The organism is uncultured Microbacterium sp. (genome assembly GCF_963524805.1).
In the GTDB taxonomy this organism is placed as follows: Bacteria; Actinomycetota; Actinomycetes; order Actinomycetales; family Microbacteriaceae; genus Microbacterium.
Window position 1 is genome coordinate 147,791 of the sequence record NZ_CAURGG010000004.1, and the last position, 15,249, is coordinate 163,039.

Genomic DNA, 15,249 nt, shown 5'->3' on the forward strand with positions numbered 1-15,249 from the left:
CAGGGCAGTGCATAGGCGGCGCGCATGCGCAGGGTCCTAGGCCGCAGGCAGCAGAGCACAACTTCCCACACCAGCATCCCGGAAACGGGCGTGCACATCCGTGTGCAACGCGGGTGGGGAACCGGAGGCGAAGGCCGCCGGTTTGACAGCAGAACAGTGGTGCAGCATCACCGCGGAAACGCGGTCTGCGAAGTGCCCAAGGGCGAGGGACGAACCCTCCCACGCCCCCGTGCGTCCAATGCGGTCCGGATCCCGGACACGTACGACGCGTAAAGAGAGAGAGCAGACAATGGCGGGACAGAAGATCCGCATTCGCCTGAAGTCGTACGACCACGCCGGCCTCGATTCGTCGGCCCGCAAGATCGTCGACACCGTGACCCGTGCTGGCGCGACCGTTGTGGGCCCCGTGCCCCTTCCGACGGAGAAGAACGTGATCTGCGTGATCCGTTCCCCGCACAAGTACAAGGACAGCCGCGAGCACTTCGAGATGCGCACCCACAAGCGTCTGATCGACATCATCGACCCGACGCCCAAGGCCGTCGACTCGCTGATGCGCCTTGACCTGCCGGCTGACGTCAACATCGAGATCAAGCTCTAGGACTCGCCATGGCAGACATCAACTCAAAGATTTCCAAGGGGATGCTGGGCACCAAGCTCGGCATGACCCAGGTCTGGAACGAGAACGGCAAGCTCGTTCCCGTCACCGTCATCGAGCTCGCCCCGAACGTGGTCACCCAGGTTCGCACCCCCGAGCGCGACGGCTACAACGCGATCCAGATCGCGTACGGCCAGATCGACCCGCGCAAGGTCAACAAGCCGCAGACGGCCCACTTCGAGGCTGCCGGCGTGACCCCGCGTCGTCACCTCACCGAGGTGCGCACCGCGGATGCCGCTGACTACACGCTCGGCCAGGAGCTCACCGCTGAGGGCACGTTCGAAGCAGGCCAGCTGGTCGACGTCGTCGGCACCAGCAAGGGCAAGGGCTTCGCCGGTGTCATGAAGCGTCACAACTTCAAGGGCGTCTCGGCCTCGCACGGTTCGCACCGCAACCACCGCAAGCCCGGCTCGATCGGCGCATCGTCGACCCCGAGCCGCGTCTTCAAGGGCATGCGCATGGCCGGCCGTATGGGTGGCGAGCGCGTGACCGTCCTCAACCTCACGGTGCACGCCGTCGACGCCGAGAAGGGCCTGCTGCTCGTCAAGGGCGCCGTCCCCGGTGCTCGTGGCCGCATCGTCTTCGTCCGCAACGCAGTGAAGGGAGCGTGAGTCCATGGCTGACCAGACTCTCGCGCTCGACGTGACCAGCGCAGACGGCAAGAAGGCAGGCTCTGTGGAGCTGCCCGCCGCGCTGTTCGACGTCAAGACGAACATTCCGCTCATCCACCAGGTCGTCGTCGCGCAGCGCGCGGCGGCTCGCCAGGGCACGCACTCGACCAAGCGTCGTGGCGAGGTCTCGGGTGCCGGCCGCAAGCCCTTCAAGCAGAAGGGCACCGGTAACGCCCGTCAGGGCTCGATCCGCGCGCCGCACATGACCGGCGGTGGCATCGTCCACGGCCCGAAGCCGCGCGACTACTCGCAGCGCACCCCCAAGAAGATGATCGCCGCCGCCCTGCTGGGTGCGCTCAGCGACCGGGCCCGGGGCGAGCGCCTGCATGTCATCGAGTCCTTCGGCATCGAGGGTGCGCCCTCGACTAAGGCGGCAGCTGCCTACCTGACGAGCGTCGCGCAGACCAAGCGCGTGCTGGTCGTCATCGAGCGCAGCGACGACATCACGGTCAAGAGCGTGCGCAACCTCGCGTACGTCCACGTGCTGTCGGTCGACCAGCTCAACGCCTACGACGTGCTCGTCTCCGACGACATCGTCTTCACCAAGGCCGCCTACGACGCGTTCATCGCGGCCAAGAGCGCCACCACCGAGGAGGTCTCGGCATGACGAACCTGCAGACGGCCCTGAACAAGGACCCGCGCGACATCATCCTCAAGCCGGTCGTTTCGGAGAAGAGCTACGGGCTCATCGATGAGGGCAAGTACACGTTCCTCGTGGACCCCCGCGCGACCAAGACCGAGATCAAGCTCGCGATCGAGAAGATCTTCGGCGTGAAGGTGGCCGCAGTCAACACGATCAACCGCATCGGCAAGACCCGTCGCACGCGCTTCGGCGCAGGCAAGCGCAAGGACACCAAGCGCGCGATCGTGACGCTCAAGTCGGGCACCATCGACATCTTCACGGCAGTCGGCTGACGGTCGGGACGAAGGACACACAACCATGGCAATTCGCAAGTACAAGCCCACGACCCCGGGTCGCCGCGGCTCGTCGGTGGCGGACTTCGCTGAGATCACCCGATCGACGCCCGAGAAGTCCCTCCTCCGCCCGCTGTCCAAGACCGGTGGCCGCAACAACCAGGGTCGCATCACGACCCGTCACATCGGTGGTGGCCACAAGCGCCAGTACCGCGTGATCGACTTCCGTCGCAATGACAAGGACGGCATCGACGCGAAGGTCGCGCACATCGAGTACGACCCCAACCGCACCGCGCGCATCGCGCTGCTGCACTACGCGGACGGCGAGAAGCGCTACATCATCGCGCCGAACAAGCTGTCGCAGGGTGATGTGGTCGAGTCCGGTCCCGGCGCCGACATCAAGCCCGGCAACAACCTGCCGCTGCGCAACATCCCGACCGGTACGGTCATCCACGCCATCGAGCTCCGCCCCGGCGGCGGCGCGAAGATGGCCCGGTCGGCCGGCGCCGCAGTGCGTCTGGTCGCCAAGGACGGCGCGTACGCCCAGCTGCGTCTGCCCTCGGGCGAGATCCGCAACGTCGACGCGCGCTGCCGCGCCACGATCGGCGAGGTCGGCAACGCCGAGCAGTCGAACATCAACTGGGGCAAGGCAGGCCGCAACCGCTGGAAGGGCATCCGCCCGACCGTCCGCGGTGTCGCGATGAACCCGGTCGACCACCCGCACGGTGGTGGTGAGGGCAAGACGTCCGGTGGACGTCACCCTGTGACTCCGTGGGGCCAGAAAGAGGGCCGCACGCGTCACGCCAACAAGGAAAGCGACAAGTACATCGTCCGTCGTCGCAACGCCGGCAAGAAGCGCAAGTAGGAGTAGAGGAAGATGCCACGCAGTCTTAAGAAGGGCCCCTTCGTCGACGAGCACCTGCTTCGCAAGGTCGTCGTCCAGAACGAAGCGGGAACCAAGAACGTCATCAAGACCTGGTCACGTCGTTCGATGATCGTGCCGGCCATGCTCGGCCACACGATCGCCGTCCACGACGGTCGCAAGCACATCCCCGTGTTCGTGACCGAGACCATGGTCGGTCACAAACTGGGCGAATTCGCGCCCACCCGCACCTTCCGCGGCCACGAGAAGGACGACAAGAAGGGCCGTCGCCGCTAGGCGACGCTGAGAGGAGAGAGAAATGGTGGAGTCCATCGCACGAGTGCGACACATCCGCGTGACCCCTCAGAAGGCTCGTCGTGTCGTCGCCCTCATCAAGGGCAAGCAGGCCCAGGAGGCCCTCGCCATCCTGAAGTTCGCGCCGCAGGCCGCGAGCGAGCCGATCGGCAAGCTGGTTGCAGCCGCCATCGCGAACGCTCGGGTCAAGGCCGACAAGGACAGCGAGTACCTGGACGAGCAGGACCTGTACGTGGCCAACGCGTACGTGGACGAGGGGACGACGCTCAAGCGCTTCCAGCCCCGCGCCCAGGGCCGCGCGTTCCAGATCAAGAAGCGCACGAGCCACATCACGGTCGTGCTCTCTACCCCGGAGGTGGCCGAGAACGCCGCCGCGCCGGCCAAGACCAAGAAGGCGAGCAAGTAATGGGCCAGAAGGTAAACCCGTACGGCTTCCGCCTCGGCATCACCACCGACCACGTGTCGCGCTGGTTCTCCGACTCGACGAAGCCCGGACAGCGCTACGCCGACTACGTGGCCGAGGACATCAAGATCCGCAAGCTCCTGCAGTCGAACCTCGACCGCGCCGGAGTGAGCAACATCGAGATCGAGCGCACGCGTGACCGCGTCCGCGTCGACATCCACACCGCCCGCCCGGGCATCGTGATCGGCCGCCGCGGCGCCGAGGCCGAGCGCATCCGCACCGACCTCGAGAAGCTCACCGGCAAGCAGATCCAGCTGAACATCCTCGAGGTCAAGAACCCCGAGGCCGACGCTCAGCTGGTCGCTCAGGGCATCGCCGAGCAGCTCTCCGCCCGCGTGGCCTTCCGCCGCGCGATGCGCAAGGGTCTGCAGGGTGCTCAGCGCGCCGGTGCCAAGGGTGTCCGCATCCAGGTGTCGGGCCGCCTCGGCGGCGCCGAGATGAGCCGGTCGGAGTTCTACCGCGAAGGCCGTGTGCCCCTGCACACCCTGCGCGCGAACATCGACTACGGCTTCTACGAGGCCAAGACCACCTTCGGCCGCATCGGCGTGAAGGTCTGGATCTACAAGGGCGATCTCACCGCCAAGGAACTCGCTCGCGAGCAGGCCAACGCACCGAAGGCTCCCCGTGGTCGTGACGACCGCGGTGGCGACCGACGCCGTGGCCCCCGCAGCGATGCCCCCGTCGCAGAAGGAGCGTCTGCCTGATGCTTATCCCCCGCAAGGTCAAGTACCGCAAGCAGCACCACCCGGGTCGCTCGGGCCAGGCCACCGGTGGCACCACGGTGTCGTTCGGTGAGTTCGGCATCCAGGCGCTCACGCCCGCTTACGTGACGAACCGTCAGATCGAGTCCGCTCGTATCGCGATGACGCGTCACATCAAGCGAGGCGGAAAGGTGTGGATCAACATCTACCCCGACCGTCCGCTGACCAAGAAGCCCGCCGAGACCCGCATGGGTTCCGGTAAGGGTTCGCCCGAGTGGTGGGTTGCGAACGTCAAGCCGGGTCGCGTCCTCTTCGAGGTCGCCGGCGTCAGCGAGGAACTCGCTCGTGAGGCCCTGACCCGTGCCATTCACAAGCTGCCCCTGAAGGCACGCATCATCAAGCGCGAGGAGGGCGACGCGTAATGGCGATCGGCACCAAGCAGCTCGCTCCGAGCGAGCTCGACACGTTCGAAGACCAGCGCCTCGTCGAGGAGCTGCGCAAGGCCAAGGAAGAGCTGTTCAACCTGCGCTTCCAGTCGGCCACCGGCCAGCTCGACAGCCACGGCCGCATCCGCGCCGTCAAGCGCGACATCGCGCGGCTGTACACCGTGATCCGTGAGCGCGAGCTCGGCATCCGTGCCACTCCCGTTCCCGTGGAAGCGGCGACGAAGGCGAAGAAGACGAAGGCCAAGAAGGCGGATGCCGCTGACAAGGCCGTGAAGGAAGAGGCCGAGTAATGGCTGAGACCACCGCAAAATCAGGCACCGACAAGAAGCCGGCCGCGCCCAAGAAGGCAGCGGCCCCCAAGAAGGCCGCCGCCGCCAAGGCTGAGGCCGTCGTCGAGGCGCCCGCCGAGGCCAAGGGTCACGAGTCGTCCGCGCACGACGTGCGCGACGTCGACGCCCGCGGTTACCGCAAGGCCCGCCGCGGCTACGTGACCAGCGACAAGATGGACAAGACCATCGTCGTCGAGGTCGAGGACCGCGTGAAGCACCCGCTGTACGGCAAGGTCATCCGCCGCACCTCCAAGGTCAAGGCGCACGACGAGAGCAACTCCGCCGGCATCGGCGACCTCGTCCTCATCAACGAGACCCGTCCGCTCAGCGCCACCAAGCGCTGGCGCCTGGTCGAGATCCTCGAGAAGGCCAAGTAGGCCTCGCGGCCCGCTTGGAACCCAAGGAGTAAGACATGATTCAGCAGGAATCCCGAGTCAAGGTTGCCGACAACACCGGCGCCAAGGTGCTGCTCACCATCCGCGTGCTCGGCGGCTCGAAGCGCCGCTACGCCGGTCTGGGTGACACCATCGTCGCGACCGTCAAGGACGCGATCCCCGGTGGCAACGTCAAGAAGGGCGATGTGGTCAAGGCCGTCATCGTCCGCACCGTCAAGTCCACGCGCCGTCCCGACGGCTCGTACATCAAGTTCGACGAGAACGCCGCCGTCATCCTGAAGAACGACGGGGAGCCCCGCGGCACCCGCATCTTCGGACCGGTCGGTCGCGAGCTTCGTGACAAGAAGTTCATGAAGATCGTCTCGCTGGCGCCGGAGGTCATTTAAGTCATGGCGAAGATCAAGAAGGGTGACCTGGTTCAGGTCATCGCGGGCGCCAAGCCCGCGCGCGGCGGAGACCGCGGCAAGCAGGGCAAGGTCCTCGAGGTCCTGGCCGAGCAGAACCGCGTCATCGTCGAGGGCGTGAACTACGTCACGAAGCACAACCGCGTGGGCCAGACCCAGCGCGGCACCAAGACGGGTGGCATCGAGACGTTCGAAGCCCCCATCCACATCTCCAACGTCGCCGTCGTCGACCCCTCGACCAAGAAGCCGACCCGCGTCGGCCACCGGGTCGAGGAGCAGACGAAGGACGGCGTGAAGCGCACCGTCCGCGTGCGCTACGCGAAGAAGTCAGGCAAGGACCTCTGAATATGAGCACCACCACTGCCGCGCCCGCTGGCAAAATCCAGCCGCGCCTGAAGCAGAAGTACCAGGCCGAGATCAAGAAGGCTCTGCAGGACGAGTTCGGCTACGCCAACGTCAACCAGATCCCCGGGATCGTCAAGGTCGTCGTGAACACCGGTGTGGGCGAGGCAGCCCGCGACAGCAAGGTGATCGACGGCGCGGTCGACGATCTCACCAAGATCACCGGCCAGAAGCCGGTCGTCACGGCTGCTCGCAAGTCCATCGCGCAGTTCAAGCTGCGCGAGGGCCAGGCCATCGGCGCGCACGTCACCCTCCGCGGCGACCGTGCGTGGGAGTTCCTGGACCGCCTGGTCTCGCTGGCACTGCCCCGCATCCGCGACTTCCGCGGCCTGTCGCCGAAGCAGTTCGACGGCAACGGCAACTACACGTTCGGTCTGCAGGAGCAGTCGGTCTTCCACGAGATCGACCAGGACAAGATCGACCGCGTGCGCGGTTTCGACATCACCGTGGTCACCACGGCGAAGACGGATGCCGAGGGCCGGGCGCTGCTGCGTCACATCGGCTTCCCGTTCCGCACCGAAGAGAACGCTTGATCTCGAGACGCCGCTGACGCGGCTCCTCGATCACCGAGGGATCAGTTAGGTCGGCTGTCGTGTAACGGCTGCCGAAACCGAATGAACAAAGGAAAAAAGCAATGACAATGACAGACCCGGTCGCAGACATGCTGACCCGTCTGCGCAACGCGAACTCGGCGCACCACGACTCCGTGTCGCTGCCGAGCTCCAAGCTCAAGACCCACATCGCCGAGATCCTCAAGCGCGAGGGCTACATCGCCTCGTGGGAGGTCAGCGACGCCCGCGTCGGCCAGACCCTCACGATGACGCTGAAGTACGGCCCGAACCGCGAGCGGTCGATCGCCGGCATCAAGCGCGTGTCCAAGCCGGGCCTGCGCGTGTACGCGAAGTCGACCGAGATCCCCACCGTCCTCGGTGGCCTCGGCGTCGCCATCCTGTCCACTTCCTCCGGTCTGCTCACTGACCGCCAGGCCGAGCAGAAGGGCGTGGGTGGGGAAGTCCTCGCCTACGTGTGGTGATCTGACATGTCGCGTATTGGACGCCTTCCGATCGACATCCCCGCTGACGTGACCATCTCGGTCGACGGTCAGGATGTCGCGGTCAAGGGCCCGAAGGGCGAGCTCGCGCTCACCGTTTCGCGCCCGATCGAGGTTCAGATCGAGGAGGGACAGGTTGTCGTCAGCCGTCCCGACGACGAGCGCGAGTCGCGTTCGCTCCACGGCCTGACCCGCACGCTCATCAACAACAACATCATCGGTGTGACCCAGGGGTACACGAAGGGCCTCGAGGTCGTCGGCACCGGTTACCGCGTTGCGCAGAAGGGTAGCTCGATCGAGTTCGCCCTCGGCTTCTCGCACCCTGTGCTCGTGGAGCCGCCCGCCGGCATCACGTTCACCGTCGAGGGCAACAACCGGGTCACCGTGAGCGGCATCGACAAGCAGGCGGTCGGCGAGGCCGCCGCGAACATCCGCAAGATCCGCAAGCCCGAGCCCTACAAGGGCAAGGGTGTGCGGTACGCCGGCGAGGTCGTTCGTCGCAAGGCCGGAAAGAGTGGTAAGTAACCATGGCTGTCAAGACCAAGTCACAGGCGCGTTCGCGCCGTCACGCCCGTCTTCGCAAGAAGGTCATCGGCACCGAGCTGCGGCCGCGCCTGGTCGTCACCCGCTCGGCACGCCACGTCTTCGTCCAGGTGGTCGACGACGCCAAGGGTCACACCGTGGCATCGGCATCCACCCTCGAAGCGGACCTGCGTTCGTTCGACGGTGACAAGACCGCCAAGGCGCGCAAGGTCGGCGAGCTCGTCGCCGAGCGCGCGAAGGCCGCCGGCATCGAAGATGTCGTGTTCGACCGCGGTGGCAACCGCTACGCGGGTCGTGTCGCGGCGATCGCCGACGGCGCCCGCGAAGGGGGACTGAACCTGTGAGCGATGCAACACCCAACAACAACAGGGAGACCGAAGTGGCAGCTACTGCCGAGACGGCCGCGCCCGAAACGGCAGCGGCAACCGAGGCGGCGCCCGAGCGCGAGCGCGAGCCGCGCCGCGGCGGTCGTGAGCGCAACCCGAACCGCGACCGCGGTTCGCGTGACGCCGACAAGAGCCAGTTCCTGGAGCGCGTCGTCACCATCAACCGCGTGTCGAAGGTCGTCAAGGGCGGCCGTCGCTTCAGCTTCACGGCGCTGGTCGTCGTGGGCGATGGCAACGGCGTCGTGGGCGTCGGCTACGGGAAGGCTCGCGAGGTTCCCCTTGCGATCTCGAAGGGTGTCGAAGAGGCCAAGCGCAACTTCTTCCGCGTTCCCCGCGTCGGCGTGACCATCCCGCACCCCGTCCAGGGTGAGGCCGCCGCCGGTGTGGTGCTCCTGCGCCCCGCCGCCGCCGGTACCGGTGTCATCGCCGGTGGTCCGGTCCGCGCCGTCCTCGAGTGCGCCGGCATCCACGATGTCCTGTCGAAGTCGCTCGGCTCGTCGAACACGATCAACATCGTGCACGCGACCGTGGCGGCGCTCAAGCAGCTCGAAGAGCCCCGTGCGGTCGCCGCGCGTCGCGGACTCGAGTTCGACCAGGTCGCCCCCGCCCGTCTCGTGCGTGCCGAGGCCGACGCCGTCGCCGCTGCGAAGGTAGGTGCCTGATGGCTGCCCGACTGAAGGTCACACAGACGAAGTCCAAGGTGAGCGAGAAGCAGAACCAGCGTGACACGCTGCGCAGCCTCGGTCTGAAGCGGATCGGCGACTCCGTCGTCCGTCCCGACGACGCGCAGACGCGCGGTTACGTCAAGACCGTCGCCCACCTCGTGAAGGTTGAGGAGATCGACTAATGGCCGACAAGGCTGACAAGACGACCGACGAGGTCGTCGAGAAGAAGGCTGCCAAGAAGGCTCCGGCCAAGGCCACCGCCGACAAGGCTCCTGCCAAGGCTGCCGCCAAGAAGCCCGCTGCCGCGAAGGCCGACTCCGCGCAGAAGGCGGAGAAGGCTGCTCCGGCGTCGAAGGCTGCCCCGAAGGCCAAGGCCGCTCCGAAGGCGGATGCCCCGGCATCCCGCCCCGGCGTGCTCAAGGTGCACCACCTGCGTCCGGTGCCCGGCTCCAACACCGCGAAGACACGTGTCGGTCGCGGTGAGGGCTCGAAGGGCAAGACCGCCGGTCGTGGCACCAAGGGCCAGAAGGCCCGCTACCAGGTCAAGGCCGGCTTCGAGGGTGGGCAGATGCCCCTCCACATGCGCACTCCCAAGCTGCGCGGGTTCAAGAACCCGTTCCGCGTGGAGTACCAGGTGGTCAACCTCGAGAAGCTCGCGGAGCTCTACCCCTCGGGTGGAGACGTCACCGTCGGCGACCTCGTCGCCAAGGGCGCCGTCCGCAAGAACGAGAAGGTCAAGGTGCTCGGCACCGGCGACATCGACGTGAAGCTCACGGTTTCGGTCGACAAGGTCTCCGGCTCGGCTGAGCAGAAGATCGTCGCGGCGGGCGGATCCGTCAAGTAGTCACACCCGGTGGGGGTCGGAGCATGCTCCGACCCCCACTGCGTTACCCTGGAGAATGACGTGCCTTCGTGCGCGTCGGCATCCCCTCTGGAGGCATCCTCTTGTTCAGCGCCATCGCGCGGGTCTTCCGTACACCCGACCTTCGTCGGAAGATCGCATTCACCCTGGCGATCATCGCCCTCTATCGTCTCGGTGCGCACATCCCCGCGCCCTTCGTCGATTTCCCCAACGTGCAGTCCTGCCTCAAGCAGAGCGCCGGCACCGAGGGGCTGCTGTCGTTGGTCAACCTCTTCTCCGGCGGCGCCCTGCTGCAGCTGTCGATCTTCGCGCTCGGCGTCATGCCGTACATCACCGCGACGATCATCGTGCAGCTGCTGCGCGTGGTCATCCCGCACTTCGAGACCCTCTACAAGGAGGGTCAGGCGGGCCAGTCGCGGCTGACGCAGTACACGCGCTACCTCACGATCGCGCTCGCGCTGCTGCAGTCCACGACGCTCGTGACGGTCGCCCGCAGCGGTCAGCTGTTCGGCAACACCGGCATCCCGGAGTGCGAGCAGCTGCTCACCAACGACGTGTGGTGGGCCCAGCTGCTCATGATCATCACGATGACCGCCGGCACCGGCCTCATCATGTGGTTCGCGGAGCTCGTGACCGAGAAGGGCATCGGCAACGGAATGTCGATCCTGATCTTCACCTCGATCGCGGCGGCCTTCCCCGCCTCGATGTGGGCGATCTGGCAGACGAAGGGCTTCGAGGTGTTCCTCCTGGTCCTGGGCGTCGGCATCCTCGTGGTCGCGCTCGTGGTCTTCGTCGAGCAGTCCCAGCGGCGCATCCCCGTGCAGTACGCCAAGCGCATGGTGGGCCGCCGCACGTACGGCGGAACGAACACGTACATCCCGATCAAGGTGAACATGGCCGGCGTCGTGCCCGTCATCTTCGCCTCGTCGCTGCTGTACATCCCCGCCCTCATCGCGCAGTTCAACCAGCCGCAGGTCGGCGAGACGGCCCCCGGCTGGGTGGCGTGGATCTCGCAGTACCTCACCAAGGGCGATCACCCGCTCTACATGCTGATCTACTTCCTGCTGATCGTCGGCTTCACGTACTTCTACGTGGCCATCACGTTCAACCCGGTCGAGGTCGCCGACAACATGAAGAAGTACGGCGGCTTCATCCCCGGCATCCGCGCAGGACGCCCGACGGCCGAGTACCTCGACTACGTGCTGACGCGCATCACGCTGGCCGGCGCGCTCTACCTGGGCTTCATCGCCCTGCTTCCGCTCATCGCCCTCGCGGCGGTCGGCGCCAACCAGAACTTCCCGTTCGGCGGCGCCTCGATCCTGATCATCGTCGGTGTCGGTCTCGAGACGGTCAAGCAGATCGACGCGCAGCTGCAGCAGCGCCACTACGAAGGACTCCTGCGATGACTCCGGTGCAGACGGCTCGCCTGCTGATCGTCGGGCCCCAGGGCTCCGGCAAGGGAACCCAGGGCGTCCGCATCGCGGATGCGTACGGCATCCCGGCCATCTCGACGGGGGACATGTTCCGCGCCGCCGTCAAGAGCGGGTCGGATCTGGGCGCCCAGGTGACCGAGATCATCCAGGCCGGCAACCTCGTCCCCGACGAGCTGACCAGCGCGGTGGTGCGGGAGCGCCTCTCGCAGCAGGATGCCGCGCACGGCTTCCTGCTGGACGGCTACCCCCGCAACCTCGGTCAGGTCGGCGACCTCGACGGGTTCCTCTCCGGACGCGGCGAAGCGCTCGACGCCGTGATCGAGCTGGTGGTGCCTCGCGACGAGAGCATCCAGCGGCTCACGCGCCGCGCGCAGGAGCAGGGCCGCACCGACGACACCGAGCAGGTCATCGCGAACCGCCTGGCGATCTACGAGCGCGAGACCGCGCCGATCCTGGACGTGTACCGCGAACGCGGCATCGCGCTCGAGATCGACGGCGTCGGCTCGCTGGATGAGATCACCGACCGGGTCATCGCCGCGCTCGAGGCGCGCGGGCTGCTCCGTTCGGCCGCCGCCTGAGCCGGTGAGCCCTCTGCTGCCGGTCCGCCGGTCGATCTACAAGACGCCTGCCCAGCTGCGCGCGATGATCGAGCCCGGCCTGATCACCGCCGCCGCGCTGGACGCGGTGCGCGCTTTGATCGCCCCCGGTGTCACGACGCGGGAACTGGATGCCGCGGCATCCCGTGTCATCACGGACCGCGGTGCGAAGTCGAACTTCCAGATGGTGCGCGGCTACCGCCACACGATCTGCACGTCGGTGAATCAGCAGGTCGTGCACGGCATCCCCTCCGACCTCGTGCTCGCGCCGGGCGACATCGTCTCGATCGACGCCGGCGCCGAGTACGAGGGGTGGAACGGCGACTCGGCGTTCACGGTCGTCGTGCCGGATCCGTCGCGACCCGAGCTCGTCGCCGAGCGTGAAGAGCTCTCGCGCGTGACCGAAGGGTCGCTGTGGGCCGGGATCGCGGCGCTCGCGACCGCACGCCACCTGGGCGAGGTCGGCGCCGCCGTGCAGGAGCACATCGATGCCGCGGGCCACGGCTACGGCATCCTGCGGGAGTACGTCGGCCACGGCATCGGCCGCAAGATGCACGAGTCGCCGTCGGTGTTCAACTACCGCACGCCCGATCCGGGCGCCGAGGTGCGACCGGGACTCGCGGTCGCGATCGAGCCCATGGTCGTGATCGGCGACCAGGAGACCTTCATCGAGGACGACGAGTGGACCGTGTCGACGGTGGACGGCACAGCCGGCTCACATTGGGAACATAGCGTCGCCGTGCATGATGGGGGGATCTGGGTGCTCACCGCTCCCGACGGCGGCGCAGCGGGCCTGGCGCCGTTCGGCATCACCCCCCGCGAGATCTGAGAAGGAACATGATGGCCGCCACTGCGCGCAAGACGAACTGGTTCGCGATCTGGGTGAGTGTCGCGGTGGTCGTGGTACTCGTCGCGGTCGGTGCGCTCGTGGTGTGGATGAACAACGCCGCCGTCAGCCCCGACCCGGTGGTCACACCCGACGCTGCCGTCATCAACGCCGAGACCGGCGCGATCGCGGTCGGTGACGGCGACCAGACGATGGACACCTACATCGACTTCATGTGCCCGGTGTGCAACCAGTTCGAGCAGGCGTACGGCGCGGCGATCCAGGGCCTGGTCGACGACGGCACGATCACGCTCAACATCCACCCGATCTCGATCCTGAACCGCGCGTCGCAGGGCACCGAGTACTCCACGCGTGCGGCCAACGCGATGTACTGCGTGGCCGCCGCCGACGGGACGGCGGCCGTGCCGTTCATGCAGGCGATGTTCCAGAACCAGCCCGAGGAGCAGACGCCGGGACTGACGAACGATCAGATCATCGCGATCGCCGCGGCGTCAGGCGTCACCGGCATCGATGCGTGCGTCAACGACGGCGAGTACGCGGGCTATGTGACCGCGATGACTGACAAGACGCCGATCGCCCCGGGCGCGACCGGCATCGGCACCCCGACGATCGCGATCAACGGCGAGGCCATCGCGAACTCCACCCTGCCGGCTCCGGCCGAGCTCGGCACGCTGTTCGAGTAGGCCGCAGTCGGGGAGGGTCCGGGCCGAGTTGCCCGGCACCCCAATATCACGTACTATTGATCCTTGGTGCGTTGCGCCTTTATCGGCGTGTCCAAGTACCGAACCCCACCCAAACCGCAGACCGACCGGTCTGCTGAGCGTTAGCGAGTGTATGGCGAAGAAAGACGGTGTCATCGAGATCGAAGGCGTGATCTCCGAGGCGCTTCCCAACGCGATGTTCCGCGTTGAGCTGAGCAACGGACACAAGGTCCTCGCCACGATCTCAGGCAAGATGCGGCAGAACTACATCCGCATCATCCCGGAGGACCGCGTCGTCGTGGAGCTGAGCCCCTACGACCTCACGCGCGGCCGAATCGTCTACCGCTACCGCTAGACCGGTCGAGAAGTAACACCCCAGTCCCGTCCCTGAGCCTGTCGAAGGGCCGGACTGCCCGGTGAAGACAGCGAACAGGAAGAAAAATGAAGGTCAACCCCAGCGTCAAGCCCATCTGCGATCACTGCAAGGTGATCCGCCGTCACGGCGTCGTCATGGTCATCTGCAAGTCGAACCCGCGTCACAAGCAGCGCCAGGGCTAGTCACGGATTTCCTCCGGATGCCGGTTCGCCGGCATCCGGAACCACACAAATGAACACACAATCGGCAGGACCAGACGTTTCGACAGGCTCAACGGCCGGACGAAGCTGACACCTCGGGCTGGAGGCCCGGGCACCGGTCCTGCTCCACACCTCCACAACACTCCCAGGAGAACCGCATGGCACGTCTTGCCGGCGTTGACATCCCGCGCGACAAGCGCGTGGTGATCGCCCTCACGTACATCTACGGCGTTGGTCCGAACCGCTCGAAGGATATCCTCGCAGCGACCGAGATCAGCCCCGACATCCGCGTCAAGGACCTCAGTGACGACCAGCTGATCCAGCTGCGCGACTACATCGAGGGAAACTACAAGGTGGAGGGTGACCTCCGCCGCGAGGTCGCCGCCGACATCCGCCGCAAGGTCGAGATCGGCTCGTACCAGGGCATCCGCCACCGCCGCGGCCTGCCCGTGCACGGTCAGCGCACCAAGACCAACGCACGCACCCGCAAGGGCCCCAAGCGCACCGTCGCCGGCAAGAAGAAGGCGCGCTAGGGCGCGGCTAGGAGAACAAGAACATGGCTGCACCCAAGACCGCTGCGCGGAAGCCCCGTCGCAAGGAAAAGAAGAACATCGCGCTGGGCCAGGCCCACATCAAGTCGACGTTCAACAACACGATCGTTTCGATCACCGACCCGGCCGGCGCCGTCATCAGCTGGGCCTCGTCGGGTGGCGTGGGCTTCAAGGGCTCGCGCAAGTCGACTCCGTACGCCGCAGGCATGGCTGCCGAATCGGCCGCCCGCCAGGCGCAGGAGCACGGCGTCAAGAAGGTCGACGTCTTCGTGAAGGGCCCGGGTTCGGGCCGCGAGACCGCGATCCGCTCGCTTCAGGCTGCCGGCCTCGAGGTCGGCTCGATCAACGATGTGACGCCCCAGGCGCACAACGGCTGCCGCCCGCCCAAGCGCCGCCGCGTCTGACGCACATCGGCCGAGCTGCGGCCTGCTCGAGCCCGTTTCGGCTGCGAGCAGGCCGCGCACCGGCCGGGTCTCGATA

At 66.7% G+C, this 15,249-nt stretch carries 28 protein-coding genes; all 28 read left to right on the top strand.

Annotated features, from left to right (window positions below; genetic code table 11):
• Positions 1-289: 289 nt before the first annotated feature.
• The gene (rpsJ, locus tag RWQ91_RS10445; protein ID WP_091703640.1) at positions 290-598 is read left to right on the top strand and encodes a 30S ribosomal protein S10; all 309 of its coding nucleotides are present in this window, start codon (positions 290-292) and stop codon (positions 596-598) included.
• Between the two features lie 8 nt (positions 599-606).
• Positions 607-1,266, top strand: a complete 660-nt coding sequence (gene rplC / locus RWQ91_RS10450; protein WP_314505741.1) for a 50S ribosomal protein L3 — start codon at positions 607-609, stop codon at positions 1,264-1,266.
• Between the two features lie 4 nt (positions 1,267-1,270).
• On the top strand, positions 1,271-1,933 hold the full coding sequence (gene rplD, locus RWQ91_RS10455; protein ID WP_314505742.1) for a 50S ribosomal protein L4: 663 nt from the start codon (positions 1,271-1,273) through the stop codon (positions 1,931-1,933).
• Entirely contained in the window at positions 1,930-2,241 is a 312-nt protein-coding gene (gene rplW / locus RWQ91_RS10460) for a 50S ribosomal protein L23 (protein ID WP_314505744.1), read from the top strand. The genes rplD and rplW overlap by 4 nt, the downstream gene beginning before the upstream one ends.
• A gap of 25 nt (positions 2,242-2,266) precedes the next feature.
• A complete protein-coding gene (rplB, locus tag RWQ91_RS10465) occupies positions 2,267-3,106 on the top strand; it encodes a 50S ribosomal protein L2 (protein ID WP_314505745.1) in 840 nt (279 codons plus the stop codon).
• Positions 3,107-3,118: 12 nt separating this feature from the next.
• On the top strand, positions 3,119-3,400 hold the full coding sequence (rpsS, locus tag RWQ91_RS10470) for a 30S ribosomal protein S19 (protein WP_257501491.1): 282 nt from the start codon (positions 3,119-3,121) through the stop codon (positions 3,398-3,400).
• 22 nt (positions 3,401-3,422) lie between these two features.
• A complete protein-coding gene (rplV, locus tag RWQ91_RS10475) occupies positions 3,423-3,824 on the top strand; it encodes a 50S ribosomal protein L22 (protein WP_314505747.1) in 402 nt (133 codons plus the stop codon).
• Positions 3,824-4,585, top strand: a complete 762-nt coding sequence (gene rpsC, locus RWQ91_RS10480) for a 30S ribosomal protein S3 (protein ID WP_314505748.1) — start codon at positions 3,824-3,826, stop codon at positions 4,583-4,585. The genes rplV and rpsC overlap by 1 nt, the downstream gene beginning before the upstream one ends.
• On the top strand, positions 4,585-5,004 hold the full coding sequence (gene rplP, locus RWQ91_RS10485) for a 50S ribosomal protein L16 (protein ID WP_314505749.1): 420 nt from the start codon (positions 4,585-4,587) through the stop codon (positions 5,002-5,004). Before rpsC ends, rplP begins: the two co-directional genes overlap by 1 nt.
• Positions 5,004-5,318, top strand: coding sequence for a 50S ribosomal protein L29 (gene rpmC / locus RWQ91_RS10490; protein WP_314505751.1), 315 nt, complete (start codon positions 5,004-5,006; stop codon positions 5,316-5,318). Before rplP ends, rpmC begins: the two co-directional genes overlap by 1 nt.
• A gap of 149 nt (positions 5,319-5,467) precedes the next feature.
• Complete coding sequence (rpsQ, locus tag RWQ91_RS17190) at positions 5,468-5,734, top strand: 30S ribosomal protein S17 (RefSeq protein ID WP_399546299.1); 267 nt, start codon at positions 5,468-5,470, stop codon at positions 5,732-5,734.
• 35 nt (positions 5,735-5,769) lie between these two features.
• Complete coding sequence (gene rplN / locus RWQ91_RS10500; RefSeq protein WP_091703678.1) at positions 5,770-6,138, top strand: 50S ribosomal protein L14; 369 nt, start codon at positions 5,770-5,772, stop codon at positions 6,136-6,138.
• Between the two features lie 3 nt (positions 6,139-6,141).
• The gene (gene rplX, locus RWQ91_RS10505; RefSeq protein ID WP_314505756.1) at positions 6,142-6,501 is read left to right on the top strand and encodes a 50S ribosomal protein L24; all 360 of its coding nucleotides are present in this window, start codon (positions 6,142-6,144) and stop codon (positions 6,499-6,501) included.
• 2 nt (positions 6,502-6,503) lie between these two features.
• A complete protein-coding gene (gene rplE / locus RWQ91_RS10510) occupies positions 6,504-7,091 on the top strand; it encodes a 50S ribosomal protein L5 (protein WP_314505758.1) in 588 nt (195 codons plus the stop codon).
• Between the two features lie 101 nt (positions 7,092-7,192).
• On the top strand, positions 7,193-7,591 hold the full coding sequence (gene rpsH / locus RWQ91_RS10515) for a 30S ribosomal protein S8 (protein ID WP_314505760.1): 399 nt from the start codon (positions 7,193-7,195) through the stop codon (positions 7,589-7,591).
• 6 nt (positions 7,592-7,597) lie between these two features.
• Entirely contained in the window at positions 7,598-8,134 is a 537-nt protein-coding gene (gene rplF, locus RWQ91_RS10520) for a 50S ribosomal protein L6 (RefSeq protein ID WP_314505762.1), read from the top strand.
• 2 nt (positions 8,135-8,136) lie between these two features.
• Positions 8,137-8,496 (top strand): 50S ribosomal protein L18, encoded by a 360-nt coding sequence (rplR, locus tag RWQ91_RS10525; RefSeq protein ID WP_314505764.1) that lies wholly within the window; start codon positions 8,137-8,139, stop codon positions 8,494-8,496.
• Positions 8,493-9,200 carry a 30S ribosomal protein S5 gene (rpsE, locus tag RWQ91_RS10530; RefSeq protein WP_314505765.1) on the top strand — a complete coding sequence of 236 codons (708 nt, stop codon included), beginning with the start codon at positions 8,493-8,495 and terminating at the stop codon, positions 9,198-9,200. The genes rplR and rpsE overlap by 4 nt, the downstream gene beginning before the upstream one ends.
• Positions 9,200-9,385 carry a 50S ribosomal protein L30 gene (gene rpmD, locus RWQ91_RS10535; RefSeq protein WP_039402995.1) on the top strand — a complete coding sequence of 62 codons (186 nt, stop codon included), beginning with the start codon at positions 9,200-9,202 and terminating at the stop codon, positions 9,383-9,385. Before rpsE ends, rpmD begins: the two co-directional genes overlap by 1 nt.
• Positions 9,385-10,047 carry a 50S ribosomal protein L15 gene (gene rplO, locus RWQ91_RS10540; RefSeq protein ID WP_314505768.1) on the top strand — a complete coding sequence of 221 codons (663 nt, stop codon included), beginning with the start codon at positions 9,385-9,387 and terminating at the stop codon, positions 10,045-10,047. Before rpmD ends, rplO begins: the two co-directional genes overlap by 1 nt.
• Positions 10,048-10,148: 101 nt before the next feature.
• The gene (gene secY / locus RWQ91_RS10545; protein ID WP_314505891.1) at positions 10,149-11,471 is read left to right on the top strand and encodes a preprotein translocase subunit SecY; all 1,323 of its coding nucleotides are present in this window, start codon (positions 10,149-10,151) and stop codon (positions 11,469-11,471) included.
• Positions 11,468-12,076, top strand: coding sequence for an adenylate kinase (locus RWQ91_RS10550; protein WP_314505770.1), 609 nt, complete (start codon positions 11,468-11,470; stop codon positions 12,074-12,076). The genes secY and RWQ91_RS10550 overlap by 4 nt, the downstream gene beginning before the upstream one ends.
• A 16-nt stretch (positions 12,077-12,092) precedes the next feature.
• Positions 12,093-12,923 (top strand): type I methionyl aminopeptidase, encoded by an 831-nt coding sequence (map, locus tag RWQ91_RS10555; protein WP_314505893.1) that lies wholly within the window; start codon positions 12,093-12,095, stop codon positions 12,921-12,923.
• Between the two features lie 11 nt (positions 12,924-12,934).
• Positions 12,935-13,624: a thioredoxin domain-containing protein gene (locus RWQ91_RS10560; protein WP_314505772.1), complete on the top strand. Its 690-nt coding sequence runs from the start codon at positions 12,935-12,937 to the stop codon at positions 13,622-13,624.
• A gap of 151 nt (positions 13,625-13,775) precedes the next feature.
• Positions 13,776-13,997 carry a translation initiation factor IF-1 gene (gene infA / locus RWQ91_RS10565; protein WP_017201569.1) on the top strand — a complete coding sequence of 74 codons (222 nt, stop codon included), beginning with the start codon at positions 13,776-13,778 and terminating at the stop codon, positions 13,995-13,997.
• A gap of 86 nt (positions 13,998-14,083) precedes the next feature.
• Complete coding sequence (gene rpmJ / locus RWQ91_RS10570) at positions 14,084-14,200, top strand: 50S ribosomal protein L36 (protein ID WP_056224002.1); 117 nt, start codon at positions 14,084-14,086, stop codon at positions 14,198-14,200.
• 176 nt (positions 14,201-14,376) lie between these two features.
• On the top strand, positions 14,377-14,751 hold the full coding sequence (rpsM, locus tag RWQ91_RS10575; RefSeq protein ID WP_091703727.1) for a 30S ribosomal protein S13: 375 nt from the start codon (positions 14,377-14,379) through the stop codon (positions 14,749-14,751).
• Between the two features lie 23 nt (positions 14,752-14,774).
• The gene (rpsK, locus tag RWQ91_RS10580; RefSeq protein ID WP_091484780.1) at positions 14,775-15,173 is read left to right on the top strand and encodes a 30S ribosomal protein S11; all 399 of its coding nucleotides are present in this window, start codon (positions 14,775-14,777) and stop codon (positions 15,171-15,173) included.
• Positions 15,174-15,249 lie beyond the last annotated feature (76 nt).

Bases quoted from the DNA above. Each gene is read 5' to 3' on its own strand.
- RWQ91_RS10560 (WP_314505772.1), top strand. From the start codon at position 12,935: ATGGCCGCCACTGCGCGCAAGACGAACTGGTTCGCGATCTGGGTGAGT.
- rplO (WP_314505768.1), top strand. From the start codon at position 9,385: ATGGCCGACAAGGCTGACAAGACGACCGACGAGGTCGTCGAGAAGAAG.
- rplP (WP_314505749.1), top strand. From the start codon at position 4,585: ATGCTTATCCCCCGCAAGGTCAAGTACCGCAAGCAGCACCACCCGGGT.
- RWQ91_RS10550 (WP_314505770.1), top strand. From the start codon at position 11,468: ATGACTCCGGTGCAGACGGCTCGCCTGCTGATCGTCGGGCCCCAGGGC.
- rplN (WP_091703678.1), top strand. From the start codon at position 5,770: ATGATTCAGCAGGAATCCCGAGTCAAGGTTGCCGACAACACCGGCGCC.
- rplD (WP_314505742.1), top strand. From the start codon at position 1,271: ATGGCTGACCAGACTCTCGCGCTCGACGTGACCAGCGCAGACGGCAAG.
- rpmJ (WP_056224002.1), top strand. From the start codon at position 14,084: ATGAAGGTCAACCCCAGCGTCAAGCCCATCTGCGATCACTGCAAGGTG.
- rpsM (WP_091703727.1), top strand. From the start codon at position 14,377: ATGGCACGTCTTGCCGGCGTTGACATCCCGCGCGACAAGCGCGTGGTG.
- rpsS (WP_257501491.1), top strand. From the start codon at position 3,119: ATGCCACGCAGTCTTAAGAAGGGCCCCTTCGTCGACGAGCACCTGCTT.
- rpmC (WP_314505751.1), top strand. From the start codon at position 5,004: ATGGCGATCGGCACCAAGCAGCTCGCTCCGAGCGAGCTCGACACGTTC.
- rplE (WP_314505758.1), top strand. From the start codon at position 6,504: ATGAGCACCACCACTGCCGCGCCCGCTGGCAAAATCCAGCCGCGCCTG.
- rpsJ (WP_091703640.1), top strand. From the start codon at position 290: ATGGCGGGACAGAAGATCCGCATTCGCCTGAAGTCGTACGACCACGCC.
- rpsK (WP_091484780.1), top strand. From the start codon at position 14,775: ATGGCTGCACCCAAGACCGCTGCGCGGAAGCCCCGTCGCAAGGAAAAG.
- rpsH (WP_314505760.1), top strand. From the start codon at position 7,193: ATGACAATGACAGACCCGGTCGCAGACATGCTGACCCGTCTGCGCAAC.
- rplF (WP_314505762.1), top strand. From the start codon at position 7,598: ATGTCGCGTATTGGACGCCTTCCGATCGACATCCCCGCTGACGTGACC.
- rpmD (WP_039402995.1), top strand. From the start codon at position 9,200: ATGGCTGCCCGACTGAAGGTCACACAGACGAAGTCCAAGGTGAGCGAG.
- infA (WP_017201569.1), top strand. From the start codon at position 13,776: ATGGCGAAGAAAGACGGTGTCATCGAGATCGAAGGCGTGATCTCCGAG.
- rplX (WP_314505756.1), top strand. From the start codon at position 6,142: ATGGCGAAGATCAAGAAGGGTGACCTGGTTCAGGTCATCGCGGGCGCC.
- rplC (WP_314505741.1), top strand. From the start codon at position 607: ATGGCAGACATCAACTCAAAGATTTCCAAGGGGATGCTGGGCACCAAG.
- rplB (WP_314505745.1), top strand. From the start codon at position 2,267: ATGGCAATTCGCAAGTACAAGCCCACGACCCCGGGTCGCCGCGGCTCG.
- rplV (WP_314505747.1), top strand. From the start codon at position 3,423: ATGGTGGAGTCCATCGCACGAGTGCGACACATCCGCGTGACCCCTCAG.
- rplR (WP_314505764.1), top strand. From the start codon at position 8,137: ATGGCTGTCAAGACCAAGTCACAGGCGCGTTCGCGCCGTCACGCCCGT.
- rpsC (WP_314505748.1), top strand. From the start codon at position 3,824: ATGGGCCAGAAGGTAAACCCGTACGGCTTCCGCCTCGGCATCACCACC.
- rplW (WP_314505744.1), top strand. From the start codon at position 1,930: ATGACGAACCTGCAGACGGCCCTGAACAAGGACCCGCGCGACATCATC.